The sequence below is a fragment of the Sphingobium chlorophenolicum genome (assembly GCF_000722875.1).
GTDB lineage: Bacteria > Pseudomonadota > Alphaproteobacteria > Sphingomonadales > Sphingomonadaceae > Sphingobium > Sphingobium chlorophenolicum.
In genome coordinates this window covers 46,793-67,721 of the sequence record NZ_JFHR01000011.1, presented here as the reverse complement: position 1 = coordinate 67,721, position 20,929 = coordinate 46,793, and the positions used below count along the sequence as shown (strand labels likewise).

The following is a 20,929-nucleotide window of genomic DNA, read 5'->3' as shown; positions in this document are numbered from 1 at the left end:
GACGGTAGTAAAAATGTCAGCGCCCGGCACGATAGCTATCGCCTTCCGCGATCTTCTCGATGCGGCCCCGGGTCACGGAGAGCAGGATCTTCTTCCCCTCAAATTCCACCACGGCGAGCTTGCCGAAAGTCCCCAGCGGCAGCGCCTCCAGCAATTTCAGCGACCGGTCATTCTGCCCGACCATCATGCCGGGCTGATATTTGCGCCACAGCCACAGCGCGCCGAAGGCCATGCCGCCCACCAGCGGCAACAATATCAGCAGCTTGACGAAGTACCAGATCATGGACGGGCTTTCGCGACTATGGTTAATCCGTCAAGCGGTCTGCCGATAATGGCGCGCAAGGCAAGCGGTAATTCGCGTCAGCCGCGCCGCTCGACCCCTGCCAGACGGCTTTCGGCGGCCGCGATCTCCACGATGCGGATGCCGTAGCGGCCATTCACCGTCACCACCTCGCCCTTGGCGATCAGCGCGCCGTTGACCATGATGTCCAGCAGGTCGTCGGCCTGACGGTCCAGTTCAACGACGCTGCCTTCCGCCAGGTCCATGACCTCCGCCAGACGCAGGGATGTCGATCCGACCTCCACCGACATGCGGACGGGGATGTCCGCCAGCAGGCGGAACTGGCGGTTGTTCACCATGCGGCTGATGCTGTCTTCGCCCACGCCGTCCAGGCGCGGGGCTTCGCTCATGTCGCTCATTCTTCAGTCCCCCAGGAAGGTTGATTGCCGGAAATTTTTTCGATCTGGAATGCGGCGCGGCCGTCCTGTTCGCCGATCGTGCCATGCGCGACGATGCGGTCGCCCACGATCAGCGGCAGGCTGCGGTTGATAGTGACGGGAATGACGTCCCCGGCCTTCAACTGCATCAGTTCCGCCAGCGACAGGTCGGGCCGCGCCAGCACCGTGCGGGCGGGCAGGCGGATGTCGCGCATGCGGGCGGCGATGCGCGCTTGCCAGATCGGGTCGGCGCGTTCGTCGTCGATCGGGATTCTGGCGCCCATCAGCGCCTCTACGTTGCGCAGCGCGGAAAGCGGGAAGAGCAGGTCGATAGGCCATTCGGCGTCGCGGCTGATGCTGAGCATGAAGCGTTGCAGCACCATCTGTTCGCCCGGCTGCGCGGCAGCGGCGAAACCGACGCCGGTCTCCCGGACGATCAGCCCCGCGTCCAGCGTCAGCATGTCGCTCCAGCATTCCACCAGCCGCGCCATGAAGGCGTCGGAGATGCGGGCGATCAGCCGGTCTTCGGTCGGCGTGAATTCGCCCCGCGGCGGCAGGGCGCGGTTGCCGATGCCGCCATAGAAACAGTCGACCAGGGTCGAGATCATCGCCGCGTCCAGTCGCAGCAGCACCTGCCCCTTGAGCGGCGCCAGGCGATAGACGCCGATGCTGGAGGAATCGGGCACTTCGGCGTTCCATGCGCCGAATTCCAGGGCGCGCGCGTCCTGCGCGGCCACATGGGGACGGACCCCGGCGATCGGCTCTATCAGGGCGCGCAAACGCCGGCCGAGCTTTTCGCCCAGCCGGTCCAGCCCTGACAGCATCAACGGCGCCTGAGATTCCCCGCGCCCGAAGGCGTAGGCTTGAACGTCGGTCATTTCAGTCCCCAGCCGTCCCAGGCGGGGGACTTCCCGCGCGTTCAGGCAGTCCTATTGAATAACGAAATTGGTAAAATAAACGTTAAATCCAATTCCTTGTATAACAATCACTTAGGCCTTCAAACTCATGCGACATTGACGCTAAGCCACTGTTTTGTCGCATGATCTCTTTGGTCAGGGCAGTCAAAGAACGCCCCTCTCAGGGTGCAAATTGTTTGACCGGGAGAGCGTCAAAAGCGCGTACGTCGCGTCAAATTGAACAAAAAGTGAATCCATTCCAGAGGCTTACGCATAATCCAGCATAATCAACGGGATATATGTTGAAACTGCCCCAACCTTGTGCGATTCTTGCCATGGTGCGCCGGAAAGTGGGTTGCTGGTCCAGTCCAGTGGCGATCGCTGACACGCTCGGTACGACGATAGTCGGGCTAAATGGTCAGTCGTTGAACGCTTCCGGGCACCACCACTGATTGGGGTATCCATAAAATTTGAAGATTTCGGCTTGGTCGCTGTCCAGCTTAGCCTTGCGCAAGCTCGGCATGAGCTTCACCCCAAAACCCGAAAATTGCCCACCTCTGGTCTTGTCGGGCTCCCTTCCCATCCTTGGTTTGAGGAGCTTCGCAAAGGTGGGATCGCAGGCACCTGTATCGTGCTTGTCACAAGCCTTGAAAAACGCGCTCGCAACCACATCAGCCAGCTGCAAACCTTCACGCTCAAGATGTGGGTAAACCTTGAGCAAATCCGAGTGCATCACCTCCCAGTAGATTTTTCCCCAAGGGAGGAAAGGATTGTGCTTTTTTAGCTTCATCCACTCGTAATATGCCGACATCTGCGAGTATCGAAGCCCCCCTCGCGCACTATACTCAATGCGCAATTTTTTGGGCTCGCCATACTGTCGAAGCGACGTGTCATGGACGAACTTTGTGACACGCTCCAGAAGTAGCCTAGTCATCCAGCAATAGAACCAATTGGAAGACGGAATTTTCCCAGCAAATGGGTTCGAATAACCTTCCATGTTTTTCTTGTTGGATGCGACGACGAAATATCGAGCATCCAACGTTGCCATAATCTCGCATGCACGACGCTTTTTGGCGGGGTTCAATCCTGTAAAATGAATGTCGGGCTTCTGATGATTCCGAAATTCAGATTTGATCGATTCAGTCCACTCCGAAACCCTGCTCTGATTTTCCGCTTTGATAACTACAGCGGATAGGATCAGCCATTCACTCGATCCTGGGGCACTGAGGGGCTTAACCGCCTTGAGGCCATCATCACCGGCCTCATCGATATACGCCACGTAGTGATAATCAGGTTGTTCCGAAGTCATAACGACCAAGCCAGCACAAGATCTCGAAGGGTGTCAACTCCAACAGGAAAAAAGGCCGTCCGCCAACGAGTGGAGGACGACCTTTTTGGCGGCTTTGTATGTTAATTTTTCATGCGACGTTTTGTCGCATGACGCGACGGGAGAAAGCCGCAGAAAACCTCGTATTTTCAGGCTATTGGATCACAAAATTTGTAAAATAAACGTTATCGACGCCGCCATAGCCCGTCTTTTGCTTCAAAATGTCGTTAATGATGGTCTTGATCCTGCCCTGGAGCGCCCTTTTGCCCTGCGGCGTGGAGAGCGACTCCACCGGCTGTTCGGCCAGCATCATCAACACCTGGCTGCGAATCGCCATCTCATGAGTCTTGATCGCCTCCACCACGCGGATGTCGTAATAGGTCGAAATGGCGATAGAGATCTGCGCGAACGCGTCCGTATCGGACATGTTCGAGGTGAAGGGGGTCTGAAGCTGGAAATAGGTCGCCTGATAGGCCGCCGGATTGGCCGGGACCGGCAGGTCGATGCCCTTGGCCGGGGCATGGCCGCCGCCCGCAGGATGAGCGCCGCCGCCCTCATGGCCGCCGCCTTCGCCTCCGCCGGCATAGCCATGGGCCTTGGCGACATCCTCCGCGCTTTCACCCGCCAGGACGAGCACGGGCTTGTTCGGGTCTTCCTTCGGCCCTTCTTCCTTGGGACTGAAGAAACCGGCGGCATAAAGGCCGCCCGCCGCGCCCGCACCGCCCACGACCATCGCGATGACGATGAGCAGGATCATCTTCATGCCCCCGCCCTTTTTCTTCTTCGGCTTGGCGTCGTCACTCATGGAAAGTCCCCCGTAAATCCCGCATCTCAAGCATAGCGCGCGCGAACGGCGTCATGGCCCGCCCGGCGCGTCTCGTCATGGTTAAGAACGGCGGGATCGGACGGATTTTTAGGGGCGAATGCGTTATTTTCCTGCGGGCGCCAGCGGCCCTGGCTTTGGGCCTGACCTTGAGACTGGGCCATGTTCTGGCCGTTATTCGCCCAACCCGAAGGCTGCTGCTGGGAATTTTGCTGGTTGGCGCTGTCCGCCCGCGCCGCTTCGGCGACGGGAGGCGCGCGCTCGATCTTCACCTCGGCTATGCGCACGGCGGAGAGGCCCGCGTCCAGGCGCAGCCGGTCGCTGTCCTGGCGCAGCGCCATTTCGGCGGCTTCGCTGGCGACGGTCAGGCTGACCGCAGCGCCGTCGCTGCCCTGGCGGATGTCGACCTGCACGGCCCCAAGCCGGTCGGCATTGATCTGGAAACGGCCCTGCGCGCCATTGGCGGAAAGCCCGGCGATATCGCGGGCGAGGCCGTCGATCCACTGGCCGGATACGCCCATGTCGACGACCTGCGCGCCAAGGCTGGCGGACAGATCGGCCACCGGTGGCGCCGCAACGATCGGCTGGACCGAGGGAGCGGCGGCAGGCTGGGCGAGCGGCGCCTGAGGGACGGCGTCCGTGGGCATGGGCTGGGAAATATTGATCGGGGCGCCCTCGATTGGCGCGGCGCGGCCGGTTTTGACGCGGGTCGCGAGCGGTTCCCCGGCGCGCACCGGCATGTCGGGCTGGCGGGTGGCGACCTGATCGCGGACCAGTTGAAGCAAGGCGAGAGCCTCCGACTTCACCGCATGTTTCTCGGCTGGCGGGGGCAAATCGGCCGCCACCGGGATGCTGTCGGGTGTCGCGGCGGCAAGCGCGCTTTTCGGGCGATCGGTCGGCCCCGACGCTGCGGTGGTGGGAATGGCGGGTTGGGCATCGCCTTCCACTGCGTGGGACTGTTCGGCGGCTTGCGGCAAAAGCTGCCCCTCTGGCGGCAGCTTTTTGCCGGTATCCAGCCTGATCGGCGCCGCTTCCCGCTGCGGCGCGGAGGCGGCGGTGGGCAGCGGTTGCGGCGTCTGCGCAGCCATGATGGTTGGCGGGAGCGGCTCGGCGTCGGCCTGCTCCTTGGGCTTGTCCTTGTCCTCCTGCGCGGCTTTCACCGGTTCGTCGGGCTGTTCCTTAGCGGGCGCTTCGGCCAAAATCTCGGCATGTTCCAGCTTCGCCTTGACGGGGCGAGCAGCCTTGGGCTGCGCATCCGGCTTCGCGACCGGCAGTTCCGGCGCGTCGGCTCCGCTCTCCTCAGCGGCTACCGGCGCGGGCGTTTCCGTCATAATCTCTTCGGCAGGCTCGGCAACCGCCTCGATTTTCCTGGCAAGGCCGGGCGGAAGCGGAAGCGAATCCTTGCGATGACTCTGCACGGCCTTCAGCGCGTTCGCCAGGCCGAAGGGCAAGGGCGCGGGAATCTCGGCTTCCCCGCTGGTCGCGGCGGGCGCGATCTCCATGCTCTCGGCTTCGGCCGCGTCCGTCGGGACGACCGCCAGCGGCAGGCCCGGCGTCGCGCCGCCTTCCTGTTCCTCCGGCGCGGCTTCCATCGTGCCGTTCAGCAGCTTGGCGAAATCCGTCGCCCCTTCGACGGGCGCAGCCGCCCCATCGGCCGGAATCTGCGCCGACACCGACGAAAAGAGCAGCGCCTTGAGGCTGGTCAACATGTTCACGTCAGACATCTCCTGTCCTCTGCATCCGGCGATAGCGCGGCAGGGCCGCCAACTTGTTCTCCCGCCATTCCTCCAGGTCCGCGCAGGCGCGATCCTTGAGCTTCACGGCGATTTCGCGATCCCGATTGGCCGCGAGGGAGAGGCCTTCCTTGACCTCCACCTTGCGGCGCGCATCGTAGAGCGCACCATCCAACTGACGCCCCGCCTGTTCCAGACGGCCCGCCAGTTCCTGCATCGCTGCAAAATTCGCGCCAGTTGCGACGCCCTGTCCGGTAAAAAGATCGTCGCGCACGTTGCGCAGCCTTTGGGCGTTGCGGGCGATGCCGTCCGCCTCATCGCGGGCGCGGGCGGTTTCGGCCATGGCCATGGCATGCTGGACATGGCGGACGCGCAGCACGCGCTGGCGGCGGGCGACCTCTCCCTTCACGCGCCGAACTCGGCGATCAGGGCGTTGGCGCTGGTGTCGAGGTCGATGAAGCTTTTCTGATCCTGCCGGATGAAGTCGAGTATTTCCTGACGGCGCTGCACGGCCTCGTCGATCACCGGATCGTTGCCGGGGCGATAAGCGCCCATCAGGATCAGGTCGCGATTTTCCTCATAGGCGGCCCAGAGGCGGCGATAGGCGGCGGCGGCCAGGCGATGCTCGTCCGGCACCACGTCGGCCATGACGCGGGACAGCGACTTGCCGACGTCGATGGCGGGGAAGATCGCCTGTTCCGACAAATGGCGCGACAGGACGAAATGGCCGTCCACGATGGCGCGGGCGGCGTCCACGATGGGATCGTCCGTGTCGTCGCCGTCGGCCAGCACGGTATAGAGGGCGGTGATCGATCCGCCGCTGCGCGTATCGACCCCGGCGCGCTCGACGAGACGCGGGATCAGCGCCAGGGCGGAGGGCGGATAGCCCTTCATCGCTGGCGGCTCGCCCAAAGCGAGGCCGATTTCCCGCTGGGCATGGGCGCAGCGGGTCAGGCTGTCGATCAGCAGCAGCACCTTCTTGCCCCGCGCCCGGAAATATTCGGCGATGGCGGTAGCGCGGGCGGCGGCGCGCAGGCGCAGCACCGGCGGATGGTCGGCGGGCACGGCGACGACGATGCTCTTGTGCATCGCGCCTTTCAGCTTGGTTTCCAGAAAGTCGCTGACCTCCCGGCCGCGTTCCCCGATCAGGCCCGCGACGACGATGTCGGCTTCGGCGCCCTGTATCATCTGGCCCATGAGGACCGATTTGCCCACGCCCGAACCGGCGATGATGGCAATGCGCTGGCCGCGCCCGGCGGTCAGCAGCGCGTTGACGGCGCGAACGCCCAGATCGAAAGGCTCAGTCACGCGGCCCCGGTCGAGCACATTGCCCTTCACGCCGTTCAGCGGCCAGCTACCCCCCGCGATGATCGGCCCCTTGCGGTCCAGTGGCTGGCCCATGGCGTCGATAACCCGGCCGATCAGGCCGTCCCCGACCTGCACCATGGTTGCCTGGGAATCCGGTTCCACCCGAGCCCCATTTTCCAGCGGCGCGTCGGCATCCAGCGGCACCAGCAGCGTCCTGTCGCCGCGAAAGCCCACCACTTCGGCACGGCAGATGGTGCCGTCCGACGCGATCAGCCGCGCTCCCGCGCCGATGGGGCGGCGAAAGCCGGTGACTTCCAGCATCCCCGCATCATGGCTGACCAGACGGCCGACATGGCGGGGGGAGCGGTTCTGCACCTGCATATGATCGAACAGCGTCTCCGCCTGGGCCAGCGCGGCGCGGATCATTATGCCTTGCCCTCCATATCGTCGAGCAGGGAGCGCAGGCGGGACAGGCGCACGTCCGGGCCGTCCTCCACCCAGCCGTCGGCGGTTTCCAGGCGCACGCAGCCGCGCTGCATCCCCTTGTCCGCGACCAGCTTCACGCCGATGGTTTCGCCCTCCAGCAATTCGATGTCGTCGGGATGCAGGTGCAGCGCGCCCTTCCCGTCATTTTCCTCGATAAAGGCGGCGACGCTGTCGCAGCGCTGGAGCAGCCGTTCGATGTCGATCTCCACCTCGCCCACGATCTGTTCGACCAGCCGCACCACCGTGGCGGAGAGCATGGTGGAGAGCATGCCGCTGGGCGCGGGGGCCAGCAGTTCCAGCGCCTCGGCCAGGCGGCGGCGCGCTTCGGCGTCGGTCGCATTGGCCTCCGCCGTCACGCGGCTGCCTTCATCGAAGCCCATGGCGAAGGCTTCCATCCGGGCCTGTTCCAGCAGGTCTTCCTCGGTTTCCGGCATGCTGTCGTGCATCGCCTGCCCGGACGGAGCATGCATCGGCGTGAACCGGCTGCGGAAACCGCCGCTGGTCACTTGTCCCATGCCGCCCAGGGGCACGCTGGCGACGTCCGCATTGGCCCAGAGCTTAGACAAAATCATTCCCCTTGCCGCCCAGCATGATGGTGCCAGCATCGGCCATGCGGCGGGCGGTGCCGATGATCAGCTTCTGCGCGTCGATGACTTCGGCCAGGCGGATCGGGCCACGTTCCTCGATCTCGTCGGCGATGGCCTGCGCGGCGCGGGCCGACATGGAACCGAAGATCTTCGCCTTCAGCATGTCGTTCGCGCCCTTCAGCGCGACCACCAGGATCGAACTGTCGACGGTGCGCATCAGCGTGCCCATATTCTTGTCGTCCATGTCGATCAGATTGTCGAAGACGAACATCTCTTCCTCGATGGTCTGGGCGACCATCTTGTCCCGCTTGGCCAGCGCCTTGATGATGCGCTGCTCATTTTCCTTGCGGACATTGTTCATGATCGCGGCCGCCTCTATGGTGCCGCCGCGCTGGGAAGCGCCGCCCTGCTTCTTCGACATGTTGCCGCGCAGCAGGAGCTGCTCCAGATCGTCCAGCGCCTCGTTCGACACGGGGCCGAGCGTGGCGATGCGGTAAACGATCTCCTCCTGATATTCGACCGGCAGCAATTGCAGCACGTCAGCGGCGATGGGCGCCTCCAGATGGGCCAGCACGATGGCCATGATCTGCGGATGCTCCGCCTCGATCAGGGCCGCGATTTCCTTGGCGTCCATCCATTTCAGCATCTCAAGCTGGGTGGAGCGGGTCGGCGGGGTGATGCGGGCCAGCATATTCTCCGCCCGCTCCTCGCCCAGCGCCTTGGTCATCGCGCCGCGAATATGGCGGGTCGCGCCATAGCCGATGGTGGTGCGCTTCTTCGCCTTGGTGACGAAATGGTCGAGCGCCTCGTTGACTTCCTCCACCTGCACGTCGGCCACGTCGTACATGGCATAGCCAAGCTGGCGAACTTCGTCGGGTTCCAGGCGGGAAAGTATCTGCGCGGCTTCATCCTCATCGAACAGCATCAGCAGGACGGCGGCGGCGGCGCTGCCTTTCAGCGCCGGAATGGCGGCGGCTTCAGGCATTTTCCTTCTTCCCTTCCTTCAGAAGGTCGCGGACGACCAGGGCGGCGCGGTCGGGGTCCTGCTTCACGAAATTGCGGATCAGGTCGGCGCGCTGGGCATAGTCATAGGTGGAGGAGATCATGTCGAGCGTGATCGGCGTCGACCCGTCGGGGTTGACGGTCGCCTGACGGGTGATCTCCGTCGAGATTTCGCGGCCGATCTTCTGGCCGACGACGGCGGTCTGTTCGGCGGCGGCGGCCTGGGCGGCGGCGCGGCGCTTGAGCAGCGGGCGACCGATACCGAAGATCAGCAGCAGGGCGACCAGCAGGGCCGAAACGTTGCGCACCAGCGGCGACACCCATGTGGCCTCATACCAGGGCGCCTCGACCACCTCCTCCTTGGCGAAGCTGCGCGAGGACAGAGCCACCACGTCGCCCCGCGCCTGGTCGAAACCGACCGCGCCCTTCACCAGAGCCTCCAAGGCGGCGATTTCCTGCGCGGTGCGCGGCTTGCCGTCCGCGCCATTGTCGAGAGCGACGGCGACCGACAGGCGTTTCACCGTGCCGATGGCGTCCTTGGTAACGGAAACCTCGCGGCCCAGTTCAAAGCTGCGGTTGAACGTCTCTTCGGTCTTCATCAGCGGATTGCCCGGCGTGCCGGGCTGGGCGGCGGTCTGCGCGCTCTGAGTGCCCTGGGCGACGGCCTGGCCGTTGGGATTGGTCTGGGTGACGGTCGGGTTGACCGGCGCCTGATTGCTGAGCGCGCCGGGAATGCCGCTGGCCTCGCCGCCAGCGCCCTGACCGCGCGGGTCGGACTGCCAGCTTCCGGTTTCGGTGCGCAGGCGCGCCTCATCCTGCGGATAGGTTTCGCGGGTCGCCTGACGCTCGGCAAAGTTCAGTTCGGCATGCACCTCGGTCGAAAATTTGCCCGCGCCCAGGATCGGCGTCAGCAGGGCGATCACCGACTGGCGATAACGATCCTCCATCCTGGTCTGCACGGCCAACTGACGGTCATCGGCGGCATTGCTGTCATTGTTGCTGAGCAGGCGGCCATTCTGGTCGACGACCGAAATATCCTCCGGATTGAGTTCCGGGATGGAGGAGGCGACCAGATGCACGATGGCGCTGACCTGCTGGTCGGTCAGCGACCGGCCGGAGGCGAGGCGCAGCATCACCGAAGCGGAAGGCTTCGACCGTTCGCGCAGGAAGACGCTGGGCGGCTCGACGGCGAGGTGAACCTTGGCGCTTTCCACGCTGTCGATCGCCTCTATGGTGCGGGCCAAATCCATTTCGCGGGCGGAACGCAGCTTTTCGCCTTCAACGGCGCGTGAAGCACCCATCGGCAGGCTGTCGATCATGCTGTTGCCGTCGGGTGCGCTCTTGGGCAGGCCCTGCGCGGCGAGCATCATCTTCGCCTTGAAATAATCGTCCTCGCCGACGGTCATGCCGCCGCTATTGTCGAAGTCGTAGCGTATGCCGCTCTGGTCCAGCACCTGCGCCACCGCGGACTTGTCGGCATCGGGCAGGGCGCGGAACAGGTCGCGCTGCGGCGGTTCGCGCAGGGCGAGCCAGGCCGCGCCCGCCGTGGCGACGACGCCCAGCAGGCCCAGCAGCGGCAGGCTCTTCGCCACGGCCGGTTGCTTCATGAAGCCGGTGAAGCGCGCCTTCAGCGCATCGACGCCCTTCGCGCCACCAAAAGCGGCGGGGCTGGTGGCGGGGAGAGCGGCGGCGCCGCCGACGGAGGGGGTGAGTGCGTTCTCGCTCATATTACACCGGCATGCTCATGATGTCCTTGTAGGCGGACAGCAATTTGTTGCGGACCTGAAGGGTGGCTTCGAAACTCACCGACGCCTGCTGCTTGGCCAGCATGACCCCGGCGATATCCGTCGTTTCCCCCCGTTCGAACGAGGCGGCTGCTTCACCCGCCTGATTTTGCAGGCCGTTCACCTGCTCCAGCGCCGATTTCAGCGCGTCGGTGAACCCGCCCGGCGCGGTCGCGCCGTTGGTGCCAACCGCCGCGGGACCACTGGCGTTGCCGGTCTGGGCGACATCGCGCAGCGCGGCGTTCTTCTGGAGGATGGCGTTGCGGATCGCCATCACGCTGTCTGTCGGAGAAATTCCGGTCATTGCGCCCTACCCCCCTTAAGCCGCGAGTTCGCGCATTTCGGCGAGCCGATAGCGCAGCGTGCGTTCGGAAATGCCCAGCTTGGCGGCGGCGGCGGCGCGGTGGCCGTCCGTCTCGCGCAGCGCGGCGCGGACAGCCTCCAGCTTCGAATGATGGGCCACGTCGCGCAAGCTGGTCGGGCTCAGGCGGATCGGATCGGCGGGCGCCAGCACCTGCTCCACGATGCGAAGCTGCGGCGCGCCGGTGATGTGCAGGTCGGCAGGCTCGATCCGGTCGCCGTCGCGCAGGACGACAGCGCGTTGCAGCACATTGCCCAGTTCGCGGGCATTGCCGGGCCAGACATGGGCGGTCAGCTTTTCCAGCGCGGCGGCGGTCGGCCAGACGAAGGCGTCCTTCGCCACATCCGACATGCGCAGCAGCATGGCGGCGGCGATGGCGGTCACGTCGCCCGGACGCTCGGCCAGCGGGCGCAGCTCCAGCGGCATGACGTTGAGCCGCCAGTAAAGATCTTCGCGGAAGCGCCCGGCGGCGACTTCGGCGGCAAGGTTGCGGTTGCAGGCCGCGACGATGCGGACATTGACGGGCACGGGGTGAGTCGCGCCCACTGGCAACACTTCGCCCTCCTGCAACGCACGCAGCAGCTTCGCCTGGAGCGCCAGCGGCAGTTCCGCGATCTCGTCCAGGAACAAAGTGCCGCCGTCCGCCGCCAGGAACAGCCCTTCCGACGCATTGGCCGCGCCGGTGAAGCTCCCCTTCTTATGCCCGAAGAGCATGGCTTCCATCATGGTTTCGGGCAGCGCCGCGCAGTTGACAGCGATGAAGTCGCGGGTCACGCGGCCCGACTGGGCGTGAAGGAAACGGGCCATGCCTTCCTTGCCAGTGCCGGTGTCGCCCTGGATCAGCACGGTGGCGTCGCTGCGGGCGACGCGACCGGCCAGCGTCATCAGACGGGTGCTGGCATTATCGCCCACCGCCGGGACGGCGGCCGGGCGGGCCAGTTCCGCGATCAGCGCGAAGGCGAAGCCCATATCCTCCAGCCCGAACGCCACGCGGGCGGGCAGGCCGTTGGCGGCGGGCACCAGCGAAGGCTTCCCGTCGACCATGTTGATCAGGATATCGCGATGGGTGGCGTGGCCGATCTCGGTCGCCAGCAAGATCCGGCGGTCATCCCGCTCCCGCGGGCTTTGCGCATCCACGATGCGCACCGAATAGAACGCATTTTCCAGCCAGTGCTGCAGGCCCGGAACGAGCGCGCAGACTCCTCGGCTCACGTCCAGAGATGACATGAACTTGTCCCCATGTTTTGGCTGGCTTGTGCCCCCGCACGCCCCGAACCTCTTCGATGGTTAACAACTGCCCCAATGTGGTTATCATATGGTTAATGCGGCAAAGTCCTTGCCGCATAACGGCAATTTTTTTCCGCCCTGCCGGAACCTTTTTGGGCCTGCCGCATATAGATGCGTCCTGGGGGGCGGATCGAAGCCCCGTTTTCCGGGGCTTTTCGAAAAAATCCGAAAAAAATCGCGCCCGCCCTAAAAGCTTTTTTCGTCCCGCCGTTATCCCCTTTCGAGGCCGCAAGCAGCCTGATGGCAGCGACCTGATAGTGAACGGAAAGGGATTATCATGACTGTTATCGGAACCAACTCCTCGGCGCTGCGCGCTCAGAACGCTTCGGCCATGGCCAACAAGGCTCTGGGCACCGCGATGGAACGCCTGTCGACCGGCAAGCGCATCAACAGCGCGAAGGACGACGCCGCCGGCCTCGCCATCGCCTCCACCATGACCTCGCAGATTCGCGGCATGACCCAGGGCATCCGCAACGCCAATGACGGCATCTCGCTCGCCCAGACGGCGGAAGGCGCGCTCGGCGAAGTCAGCAACATGCTGCAGCGCATGCGTGAACTGACGGTCCAGGGCCTGAACGGCACCAACGACACGAAGTCGCAGGGCAACATCAAGAACGAAATCGACCAGCTCGCCAAGCAGATCGACTCGGTCCTGAGCAAGACCCAGTTCAACGGCAAGAGCCTCTTCTCCGCGACCGCCCCGGCAACCATCAGCGTCCAGGCAGGCGCCGGCGGCACCGACACCGTCGCCATCACCCTGGGTCAGCTCGACCTGTCCACCGTCGCCACCGCCACCGGCGGCGCGCTGAGCGGCACCGTGGCGGCCCCTGCTTTCGTGGCTGCCGACCTCGCGGTCTATGACACGGCGCTGGAAACGGTTGCGACGAAGCGCGCCGACCTCGGCGCGGCGCAGAACCGCCTGGAATCGACGGTCAACAACCTGACGGCCAACGTCACCAACCTGACCGACGCCCGCAGCCGCATCGAGGACGCCGACTTCTCGGCCGAAACGACCGCGCTCGCCAAGCAGCAGATCCTGAGCCAGGCTTCGACCGCGATGCTGGCGCAGGCCAACCAGAGCCAGCAGGGCGTGCTGAAGCTGATCAGCTAAGACCTGACACCGGATTGACCGGCTGGGGTCTTGGTCACCTCAGCCGGTCATGTCGCCCCCGGCGCATTTACAGTCCCCACCGTGCCGGGGGTAAAAACTTCGATGAAACGACCAGCTTAACGAAGCCTCCGTCCCCCCGGGCGGAGGCTTCATCGCATTTACGGATCGATGCGGGATCGAAACACTTGCATCGGCGGTTGTCGCACCCATGATAAGCGCCATGACCAAGATAGATCGCCGCGCCATGATCGCCGCCTCCGGCGCGGCCCTGCTGCTTCCCCATTCGGCACTGGCTCAGGGAAGGGGCGAAACTTTCTCCTGGAACATGGTGATCGGCCGGGCGCAGCGGCTGACCCGCGCGCCCTTTGCCGTGACGCCCTTTTTCCCCGGCGCGGACAAGATCGGCTATGACGCCTTCAATCAGGCGCGCTTCCGGGACGATCGGACGATCTGGAACGACAAGGGGGACGACACCGGCATCCGCCTGTTCCCGCTGAGCGGCACGGTGCAGCAGCCGGTCGAGATCGCGCTGGTCGAAAACGGCCGCGCCGCGCCGCTGCGCTACGATCCCGACATGTTCGACGCGCCGCCGGGCAATGCGGTGCGCAACCTTGGCCCCGGCGCTGGCTTTGCCGGGTTCCGCATCATGAATGCGGCGCGGGACGGCGATTGGCTGTCCTTCCTGGGCGCGACTTATTTCCGCGCCCCCGCCGAAAAGCAGTTCGGCCTCTCCGCCCGCGCCGTCGCGATCAACACCAGCATCGCGGGGAAGGAGGAATTTCCCCGCTTCACCCATTTCTGGCTGGAGCGCACCGGGCGCAGCAGCGTCACCGTCTATGCATTGATGGACAGCGCGTCGCTGACCGGCGCGTTCCGCTTCGCCAATACGCTGACACCGCGGGGCGTGCGGCAGGATGTCGACGCGGTGCTGTTCGCGCGCAAGGCGATCAACGAACTGGGGCTGATGCCGATGACCAGCATGTTCTGGTACGATCAGGCCGACCGGCGCACCCGCACCGACTGGCGGCCGGAAATCCATGACAGCGACATGCTGTCCATCGCCAGCGCCGACGGCACCGCCCATTGCCGCCCGCTGGTGAACCCTTCAGCGCCCCGTGTCGACGTCTTTGCCGAGCGCAATCCCAAGGGGTTCGGCCTGCTCCAGCGCGACCGGAATTTCGATCATTATCAGGACGACGGCGTCTTCTACGAACGGCGGCCATCCTTGTGGGCGACCAGCCGCAGGCCGATGGGTGCGGGGCAGGTCAGGCTCTACGCCTTCCCGACCGACAGCGAATATACCGACAATGTCGCCGCCTATTGGACGCCCGCCGCGCCCGTCCGCGCAGGCAGCCGGATCGAGGCGAGCTACCGGCTGGACTGGTCGGCGGCGCGGACCCCCGCCTCCACCGGCATCGCCACGGTCGAGAATATCTGGACCGGGCAATCGGGCGAGGCCGGGGTGGACCGGTTCCTGGTCGATTTCGTAGGGGTCCCGGCGGGCGCAAAGCCCGACATATGGGTCGACTTGGCGGGCGGAACGCTGGTCAAGAAAGCGGGTTATCCTGTGCTGCACCAGAAGGACATGTTCCGCATGGTCCTGGATATCCGTCGGGACGGGGGCAGGCCGACCGATATCCGCGCCCAACTTCGCGCTGGCAATCGGCCGTTCAGCGAATATGTGCATTACCCGCTGGGCGCCTGAGGACAGGCGGAACGGAACCAGCCGGCTATAAGGCGGGTTCTGGTGACGGGTTCCAAGATAAAACGGGTCAGGCATGAAAGCGACGGGCGGCGTGCATAGCGACAAGGCGAGCGAATCGGCCCCAGTCCGGGCGTTCGAACATCTGCCGCCGGAAAGGCCGCTGGCCATGCCCGCGCAGGATTTCGCCGCGACGCCCCGCGACCTGCCCCACCGCCCGTTCAACATCGACCTTTGGGCACGGCGGACGCTGGTCGTGCTGCTGGCGCTGCTGCCCGCCTCCATGGCGGCGCATGAGATGCGGCGCTCCATCGGACTGGACGGCATTTCGGCGTGGGAGGGGGTTTATCTGGCCCTGTTCATCCCGCTCTTCGCCTGGATCGCCTTCGGCTTCGCGACCAGCCTGATCGGCTTTCTGCTGTTGACCATGGGCAAGGGGCAAAGCGTGCGCCCCTATCGCGCCCGCTCCACGACGCCGCTGCGCGGGCGCACCGCCGTGCTGCTGCCGGTCTGCAATGAGGATTTTCAGGGCGTGCTGGGCCGCCTGTCGATCATGGAGCGATCGCTGGCGCAGGTGATGGGCGGCGAACGCTTCGAATTCTTCATCCTGAGCGATTCGAACGCCGAAAATGGCGAGATCGAACGCGCCGCCTATCTGAATATGCGCAGAGGCTTCTCCCGGCCCGTCCATTATCGCCGCCGCGCCCTGAATGTCGGCCGCAAACCCGGCAATATCGCCGAATGGGTCGAACGCTTCGGCGGCGCCTATGATTATATGATCGTGCTCGACGCCGACAGCGTGATGAGCGGCCAGACCATGGCGCGGCTGGCGTCGGATATGGAGCGGCATCCCCATGTCGGACTGATCCAGACGGTGCCGTCCATCGTTGGCGCCTCCACCCTATTCGCCCGCTGGCAGCAGTTCGCCAGCCGCCTGTTCGGGCCGATCTCCGCCGCCGGTATGATCTGGTGGGCGGGGTCGGAGGGCATGTTCTGGGGCCATAACGCCATCCTGCGCACCCGCGCCTTCGCGCAAAGCTGCGGCCTGCCCGAACTGCCGGGGCGAGCGCCCTTCGGCGGCCATATCATGAGCCATGACATGGTAGAGGCCGCCCTGCTGCGCCGTCGCGGCTGGGACGTGCATATCGTCATGGCCGACAACAGTTTCGAGGAATTTCCCCCTTCCCTGCCCGACCTCGCCACTCGCGACCGGCGCTGGTGCCAGGGCAATATCCAGCATGTCCCGCTGCTCTCCAAGATCAAGGGGATGCATCCGGTCAGCAAGTTCCAGCTCTTCGTCGGAGCGTCCGCCTATTGCACCTCGCCGCTATGGCTGGCGTTGATGCTGGTGGTGCTGGGCGGCGCGGCGGCGGGCGTCTGGCCGCCCAGCGCGATCCTGCCCGCAGGCAGCCTGCTGGCGCTGACCGCCGTGCTGCTGTTCGGGCCGAAACTGCTGGCGCTGCTCTGGGCGCTGGCCGATCCGGCGCGGCGCATCGGCTTTGGCGGCGGCGTCAGGATGATGCGCGGGGTGATCGCGGACATCGCGTTGTCGATCCTGATGGCCCCCATCAGCATGCTGACCCAGACCATCAACCTGTTCGGCATATTGATGGGCCGCAAGAGCAGTTGGAACGGCCAGACCCGCGACCGCGACGGCATGGCGATACTGCCCGCGGTCTGGCTGTTCAAATGGCATATATTGCTGGGCGCGGGGCTGACCCTGCTGGCGGTCAGGTCCGGCACTTCGCTGGGCTGGATCGCGCCGGTGGCGGCGGGACTGGTGCTGGCGCCCTTCTTCGCGGCCTTCACGGCGCGCAAGGATTTAGGGGCGCAGGTCGCGAAGAGCGGGCTGTTCCAGGTGGCGGAGCCGTGGTGGCGGACGCAAAACTACCAGAAGACGCGCTATCGCCAGTTGCAGTTGGACAACGCGCCGATCAAGGGCTTTTCCAACGCCGCGAACGATAGCTGAAGCAGAACAGTGTGTTCCTGCGAAGGCAGGAACACGTCGCGCTATGTAAATTCAGTCCCAATCCCGCAATTTCTCGCGCAGCTTGTCGAGCGCCGCCTTCTTGATCTGGCAGACCCGCGCCGCGCCGATGTCCAGCGTCGCGCCGATTTCCTCCAGATTGAGTTCCTCGACGAAATAAAGCTGAAGCACCAGCGCCTCGCGCTGCGGCAATTCGCCAATATATTTTGCGAGCGCCGCCTTCAGCGACTCCCGCTCCATCACATCGTCGGCGCGGTCCTCGACATCGGCGAACCACATGGACTGGTCGGAATAGACCTCGTCCATGCTGGTGTGCTGCACCATCTCGCAACCGTCGGCCACTTCGCGATAGGCGGCGGGGTCCAGCCCCATCTCCGCAGACATTTCCGATTCCAGCGGAATGCGGCCCAATTTCTGTTCCAGCCGGTTGCGGATGCCCGCCAACTGCTTGCGCTGGGCCATGGCGGATCGCGTCATGGTCGCGTGGCGGCGCAGATGGTCGATCATCGCCCCGCGCACGCGCATCTGCGCGTAGGAGGCGAAGCCCAGGCCGCGATCCTCGAAGCCGTTGGCTGCCTCCACCAGCGCGACCATGCCGATCTGAAGCAGATCTTCTATCTCTATGGCGCTCGATACGCGGCCATGGACATGCCAGGCGGTCTTGCGCACCAGCGGCATATATTGGCGCGCCAGCCTTTCCGGCGAATTGGCGTGGGCGGACCGGCCATAGGTGTTGGCATCGGAACCGGCGACGACCCTGTTCATGAACATCAGGCTGGCTCCTTAAGCGACGCGTTCGCGGGCTGGCAGGGGGTCATGGCGCGGCGCGGGCCGCTGTTCGCCGCCGACCACGGCGACGACTTCCACGCCCTTGCCGTCGGGAATTTCCAGGAAGGACAACACGGGCGTCTCCGGCAGATGCGGTTTGAACAGGCGGGCCAGCGCGCGGCGCGCGACCGGCGATGTGACGATGGCGAAGTTGCGCGCCTGCCCCAGCAGCGGCCGGGCAGCCGTCACCACCGCCTCTATGATGCGGTTGGCGAGCGCGGGCTCGATCGGGTGCCGGGCATCGCCCGCCACGCGCATCGCCTGCGCCAGCAGCGCTTCCAGATCGCCGTCCAGCGTGATCACCGGCAACGGCATCTTCACCGGGACAAGGCCCTGGATGATGAGCGATCCGATGCGCTGCCGCACCGCTTCCACCAGTTGGTCCAGGTTCATGTCGGGCCGAGCAGCATCGACCATAGCCTCGCAAATGCGGCGGAAGTCCTTGAGCGGAATGCCCTCGGCCAGCAGCGCACGGCACAGCGCGCTGATCTGCGTAAGGTTCAGCAGGCCCGGCGTCAGCCCGTCGACCAGTTGCGGCGCGACGTCCTTCAGATTGTCGAGCAGCTTGCGCGCTTCATCCAGGCCGAACATCTCGCTGGCGTTCATCGCGATGAGCTGGTTGAGATGGGTGGCGACCACCGTCGGCGGATCGACCACGGTATAGCCCGCGACCACGGCCTCGCTGCGCTTGGCGGGCGAAATCCACACGGCTTCCAGACCGAAGGTCGGGTCTTTCGCCTCGCGGCCGGACACCGTGCCCTCCAGCGCGCCGCTGTCGAGCGCCAGCAGATCGTCAGGGAAAATCTCGTCCTCGCCCACGACGACGCCGGCGATGGTGATGCGATATTGGTTCGGCTCCAGCGCCAGATTGTCCTTTACGCGGACCATCGGCACGACGAAACCCAGTTCCTTGGAAAGCTGCCGACGGATGCCGGTGATCCGGGCCATCAGCGGCGCGCCCTTGCGCTCGTCCACCAGGGCGATCAACCCATAGCCGATCTCCAGCCCCAGCACCGCGCCGTCCGACACGTCGTTCCATTCGATCAGCGCCGGATTGGGCGGCGGAGCGGCGGGTTCGGGTTCGGCGGCCTTGCGCTGGCTCGATTTGCGGAGGTGCCATGCGATGCCGCCAGCCACCGCAGCGGCGGGCAGGATGATCATGTGCGGCATGCCCGGCAGGATGCCGAGAAAGGTCAGGATCGCCGCGACCGGCATCCATGCCTTGCCCGAACCGAACTGGCTGGTGATCTGGTTGGACAGATCGTCCTCGCTGCCGACCCGCGTCACGATGGCGGCGGCGGCGATGGAGAGCAAAAGCGCAGGAATCTGCGCCACCAGCGCATCGCCGATGGCCAGGATGATATAGGTCTGCGCGGCCTCGCCGATGCTCAGCTTATGGCTGACCACGCCCAATATGATGCCGCCGACGATGTTGATCGCCAGGATCAATATGCCCGCGACCGCATCGCCCTTCACGAATTTGGACGCGCCGTCCATGGAGCCGTAGAAATCGGCTTCGGTCGCGACTTCGCGGCGGCGGACCTTGGCCTCTTCGGGGGTCAGCAGGCCTGCGTTCAGGTCGGCGTCGATGGCCATCTGCTTGCCGGGCAAGGCGTCCAGGGTGAAGCGCGCCGACACTTCCGACACGCGGCCCGCGCCCTTGGTGATGACCACCAGATTGATGATCATCAGGATCGCGAAGACGAAGATGCCGACGACATAGTCGCCGCCGATCAGGAAGTGACCGAAGGCCTCGATGACGTGGCCCGCCGAATCGGTGCCCTCATGCCCGTTCACCAGCACGACGCGGGTCGATGCGACGTTCAGCGCCAGCCGCAGCAGGGTTGCGAACAGCAGCACCGTCGGGAAGCTGGAGAAATCGAGCGGCTTGGCCGCGTTCAGCGCCACCATCAGCACGGCCAGCGAGATCATGATGTTGGTGATGAACCCGATGTCCAGCATGATCGCCGGGACCGGCACCATCATGAACAGCACGACCATCAGCGTCGCGATGGGCAGCACCGCCCCCTTGGCGGCGCTCATCCAGATCTTCGCTTTGACTTGGGCGGGAGTCATATCGGGCCGTTACCTTCCGAGGGTGGCGAGCATGAGATAGGCGAGGCGCGCCGTCTGCGGTTCCGGCCGGACGGTGACGTCGGCGGCGGTCGCAAGGCGCTGGGTTTCGATCCGCACATAGTCGGCGGGCTGCACGGTCTTCGCGCCGGAGGGCAAGGACGCGTCGGCATATTGAATGTCGCCGCCGCCGACCGAATCGAAGCCCTTCTGGAGCTTCGCGGCGAAGCGGTCGCGGATTTCGGCGAAGCTGCGGGCGTTGCCCTGCCTGTCGTAGAAGATCGCGCGGTTGGCGCGGGCCGCCGCCGGGAACATCGATGCGGCGGACGCATCCGGCGCTCGGTCGTTCATCGACAGGAATTTGCTGGCCCCCCCGACGCCCAGGAAATGCGCCATATACAGGTCGACCGGCTCCGCCTCCCGGCCCAGCCGCTGTTCCAGGGTCGCCTTGTTGTCCGCCGCATGTTCGGCCGCCATGACAGAGGCGGTTTCAGGATGCTTGCGCAGGTCCAATATCTGCTGGCGAAGTTCGGGGTCGGACACATAATAACGGCCGTTGCTGCCCCGGCTGATCGCGTCGGCGGCCCAGCCCAAGCCATATTCGCTGCCATGCTGGTCAATGACCGCCAGCCAGCTCTGGTCGACGAACTGGTACAGGCCGGTCGCGGAGGAAGTGGTGGCGCGGGCCGTGGGATTGAGGCTGCTCTCGATCTTGGCCTGGCCCAGCAGATAGGCGAAGTCTACGCCCGTCCTGCGGCTGGCCATGGCAATCGCGTTGGTCACGCGGTTGCCCGTCGAAGCGCCTGTTGCTGTGATGTCTGCGAATGCCGACACTGATTACACAATCCCCGTTGGTACCGGGGGTCATTAGAGCAAGTGACGTGCCAAGATTTGGTTAACGCGCGCTCATAATTCGC

At 64.9% G+C, this 20,929-nt stretch carries 19 protein-coding genes; 3 read left to right on the top strand and 16 right to left on the bottom strand.

What is annotated here, in order from left to right:
- Positions 1-16: 16 nt before the first annotated feature.
- The 13 genes from BV95_RS06855 to BV95_RS06795 all read right to left on the bottom strand — a co-directional run bounded on the left by BV95_RS06855 (position 17) and on the right by BV95_RS06795 (position 12,251).
- Entirely contained in the window at positions 17-283 is a 267-nt protein-coding gene (locus BV95_RS06855; protein WP_037449162.1) for a FliO/MopB family protein, read from the bottom strand.
- Positions 284-360: 77 nt separating this feature from the next.
- A complete protein-coding gene (gene fliN, locus BV95_RS06850; RefSeq protein ID WP_037449159.1) occupies positions 361-699 on the bottom strand; it encodes a flagellar motor switch protein FliN in 339 nt (112 codons plus the stop codon).
- Entirely contained in the window at positions 696-1,595 is a 900-nt protein-coding gene (locus BV95_RS06845; RefSeq protein ID WP_037449157.1) for a flagellar motor switch protein FliM, read from the bottom strand. Before BV95_RS06845 ends, fliN begins: the two co-directional genes overlap by 4 nt.
- 436 nt (positions 1,596-2,031) lie before the next feature.
- On the bottom strand, positions 2,032-2,922 hold the full coding sequence (locus BV95_RS06840) for a DUF3800 domain-containing protein (protein WP_037449155.1): 891 nt from the start codon (positions 2,920-2,922) through the stop codon (positions 2,032-2,034).
- Between the two features lie 172 nt (positions 2,923-3,094).
- The gene (locus tag BV95_RS06835) at positions 3,095-3,745 is read right to left on the bottom strand and encodes a flagellar basal body-associated FliL family protein (RefSeq protein WP_037449153.1); all 651 of its coding nucleotides are present in this window, start codon (positions 3,743-3,745) and stop codon (positions 3,095-3,097) included.
- Between the two features lie 26 nt (positions 3,746-3,771).
- Complete coding sequence (locus BV95_RS06830; RefSeq protein WP_234703113.1) at positions 3,772-5,472, bottom strand: flagellar hook-length control protein FliK; 1,701 nt, start codon at positions 5,470-5,472, stop codon at positions 3,772-3,774.
- A gap of 7 nt (positions 5,473-5,479) precedes the next feature.
- Entirely contained in the window at positions 5,480-5,905 is a 426-nt protein-coding gene (locus BV95_RS06825) for a hypothetical protein (RefSeq protein WP_037449148.1), read from the bottom strand.
- Positions 5,902-7,230 carry a FliI/YscN family ATPase gene (locus BV95_RS06820; RefSeq protein WP_037449145.1) on the bottom strand — a complete coding sequence of 443 codons (1,329 nt, stop codon included), beginning with the start codon at positions 7,228-7,230 and terminating at the stop codon, positions 5,902-5,904. The genes BV95_RS06825 and BV95_RS06820 overlap by 4 nt, the downstream gene beginning before the upstream one ends.
- Complete coding sequence (locus tag BV95_RS06815) at positions 7,230-7,862, bottom strand: FliH/SctL family protein (RefSeq protein WP_037449142.1); 633 nt, start codon at positions 7,860-7,862, stop codon at positions 7,230-7,232. Before BV95_RS06815 ends, BV95_RS06820 begins: the two co-directional genes overlap by 1 nt.
- On the bottom strand, positions 7,849-8,862 hold the full coding sequence (gene fliG, locus BV95_RS06810) for a flagellar motor switch protein FliG (RefSeq protein WP_037449139.1): 1,014 nt from the start codon (positions 8,860-8,862) through the stop codon (positions 7,849-7,851). Before fliG ends, BV95_RS06815 begins: the two co-directional genes overlap by 14 nt.
- Positions 8,855-10,606, bottom strand: a complete 1,752-nt coding sequence (gene fliF, locus BV95_RS06805) for a flagellar basal-body MS-ring/collar protein FliF (RefSeq protein WP_037449136.1) — start codon at positions 10,604-10,606, stop codon at positions 8,855-8,857. Before fliF ends, fliG begins: the two co-directional genes overlap by 8 nt.
- Position 10,607: 1 nt before the next feature.
- A complete protein-coding gene (fliE, locus tag BV95_RS06800) occupies positions 10,608-10,967 on the bottom strand; it encodes a flagellar hook-basal body complex protein FliE (RefSeq protein ID WP_037449133.1) in 360 nt (119 codons plus the stop codon).
- A gap of 15 nt (positions 10,968-10,982) precedes the next feature.
- Positions 10,983-12,251, bottom strand: coding sequence for a sigma 54-interacting transcriptional regulator (locus BV95_RS06795; RefSeq protein ID WP_037449130.1), 1,269 nt, complete (start codon positions 12,249-12,251; stop codon positions 10,983-10,985).
- A 337-nt stretch (positions 12,252-12,588) separates the two neighbouring features.
- Between BV95_RS06795 and BV95_RS06790 the strand changes: the two genes are divergently transcribed.
- The 3 genes from BV95_RS06790 to mdoH all read left to right on the top strand — a co-directional run bounded on the left by BV95_RS06790 (position 12,589) and on the right by mdoH (position 17,093).
- A complete protein-coding gene (locus tag BV95_RS06790; RefSeq protein WP_013848523.1) occupies positions 12,589-13,422 on the top strand; it encodes a flagellin N-terminal helical domain-containing protein in 834 nt (277 codons plus the stop codon).
- Positions 13,423-13,642: 220 nt separating this feature from the next.
- Positions 13,643-15,127, top strand: a complete 1,485-nt coding sequence (locus BV95_RS06785) for an OpgD/OpgG family glucan biosynthesis protein (RefSeq protein ID WP_037449127.1) — start codon at positions 13,643-13,645, stop codon at positions 15,125-15,127.
- A 73-nt stretch (positions 15,128-15,200) separates the two neighbouring features.
- Positions 15,201-17,093 carry a glucans biosynthesis glucosyltransferase MdoH gene (gene mdoH, locus BV95_RS06780; protein WP_037449124.1) on the top strand — a complete coding sequence of 631 codons (1,893 nt, stop codon included), beginning with the start codon at positions 15,201-15,203 and terminating at the stop codon, positions 17,091-17,093.
- A 51-nt stretch (positions 17,094-17,144) separates the two neighbouring features.
- Here the strand turns inward: mdoH and BV95_RS06775 are convergent, their stop codons facing one another.
- The 3 genes from BV95_RS06775 to BV95_RS06765 are packed head-to-tail and all read right to left on the bottom strand — an operon-like array spanning position 17,145 to position 20,846.
- Positions 17,145-17,882: a FliA/WhiG family RNA polymerase sigma factor gene (locus tag BV95_RS06775; protein ID WP_037449121.1), complete on the bottom strand. Its 738-nt coding sequence runs from the start codon at positions 17,880-17,882 to the stop codon at positions 17,145-17,147.
- A gap of 12 nt (positions 17,883-17,894) precedes the next feature.
- Entirely contained in the window at positions 17,895-20,015 is a 2,121-nt protein-coding gene (gene flhA / locus BV95_RS06770) for a flagellar biosynthesis protein FlhA (RefSeq protein WP_037449118.1), read from the bottom strand.
- A gap of 9 nt (positions 20,016-20,024) precedes the next feature.
- A complete protein-coding gene (locus BV95_RS06765; protein WP_037449115.1) occupies positions 20,025-20,846 on the bottom strand; it encodes a lysozyme family protein in 822 nt (273 codons plus the stop codon).
- Between the last annotated feature and the right edge of the window lie 83 nt (positions 20,847-20,929).

What these genes read in the sequence shown, in the direction of transcription:
- fliG (WP_037449139.1), bottom strand. Translation starts at nt 8,862, where the DNA reads ATGCCTGAAGCCGCCGCCATTCCGGCGCTGAAAGGCAGCGCCGCCGCC.
- BV95_RS06795 (WP_037449130.1), bottom strand. Translation starts at nt 12,251, where the DNA reads ATGTCATCTCTGGACGTGAGCCGAGGAGTCTGCGCGCTCGTTCCGGGC.
- BV95_RS06775 (WP_037449121.1), bottom strand. Translation starts at nt 17,882, where the DNA reads ATGTTCATGAACAGGGTCGTCGCCGGTTCCGATGCCAACACCTATGGC.
- flhA (WP_037449118.1), bottom strand. Translation starts at nt 20,015, where the DNA reads ATGACTCCCGCCCAAGTCAAAGCGAAGATCTGGATGAGCGCCGCCAAG.
- BV95_RS06820 (WP_037449145.1), bottom strand. Translation starts at nt 7,230, where the DNA reads ATGATCCGCGCCGCGCTGGCCCAGGCGGAGACGCTGTTCGATCATATG.
- fliF (WP_037449136.1), bottom strand. Translation starts at nt 10,606, where the DNA reads ATGAGCGAGAACGCACTCACCCCCTCCGTCGGCGGCGCCGCCGCTCTC.
- BV95_RS06830 (WP_234703113.1), bottom strand. Translation starts at nt 5,472, where the DNA reads ATGTTGACCAGCCTCAAGGCGCTGCTCTTTTCGTCGGTGTCGGCGCAG.
- fliE (WP_037449133.1), bottom strand. Translation starts at nt 10,967, where the DNA reads ATGACCGGAATTTCTCCGACAGACAGCGTGATGGCGATCCGCAACGCC.
- mdoH (WP_037449124.1), top strand. Translation starts at nt 15,201, where the DNA reads ATGAAAGCGACGGGCGGCGTGCATAGCGACAAGGCGAGCGAATCGGCC.
- BV95_RS06840 (WP_037449155.1), bottom strand. Translation starts at nt 2,922, where the DNA reads ATGACTTCGGAACAACCTGATTATCACTACGTGGCGTATATCGATGAG.
- BV95_RS06845 (WP_037449157.1), bottom strand. Translation starts at nt 1,595, where the DNA reads ATGACCGACGTTCAAGCCTACGCCTTCGGGCGCGGGGAATCTCAGGCG.
- BV95_RS06855 (WP_037449162.1), bottom strand. Translation starts at nt 283, where the DNA reads ATGATCTGGTACTTCGTCAAGCTGCTGATATTGTTGCCGCTGGTGGGC.
- BV95_RS06785 (WP_037449127.1), top strand. Translation starts at nt 13,643, where the DNA reads ATGACCAAGATAGATCGCCGCGCCATGATCGCCGCCTCCGGCGCGGCC.
- fliN (WP_037449159.1), bottom strand. Translation starts at nt 699, where the DNA reads ATGAGCGACATGAGCGAAGCCCCGCGCCTGGACGGCGTGGGCGAAGAC.
- BV95_RS06815 (WP_037449142.1), bottom strand. Translation starts at nt 7,862, where the DNA reads ATGATTTTGTCTAAGCTCTGGGCCAATGCGGACGTCGCCAGCGTGCCC.
- BV95_RS06790 (WP_013848523.1), top strand. Translation starts at nt 12,589, where the DNA reads ATGACTGTTATCGGAACCAACTCCTCGGCGCTGCGCGCTCAGAACGCT.
- BV95_RS06835 (WP_037449153.1), bottom strand. Translation starts at nt 3,745, where the DNA reads ATGAGTGACGACGCCAAGCCGAAGAAGAAAAAGGGCGGGGGCATGAAG.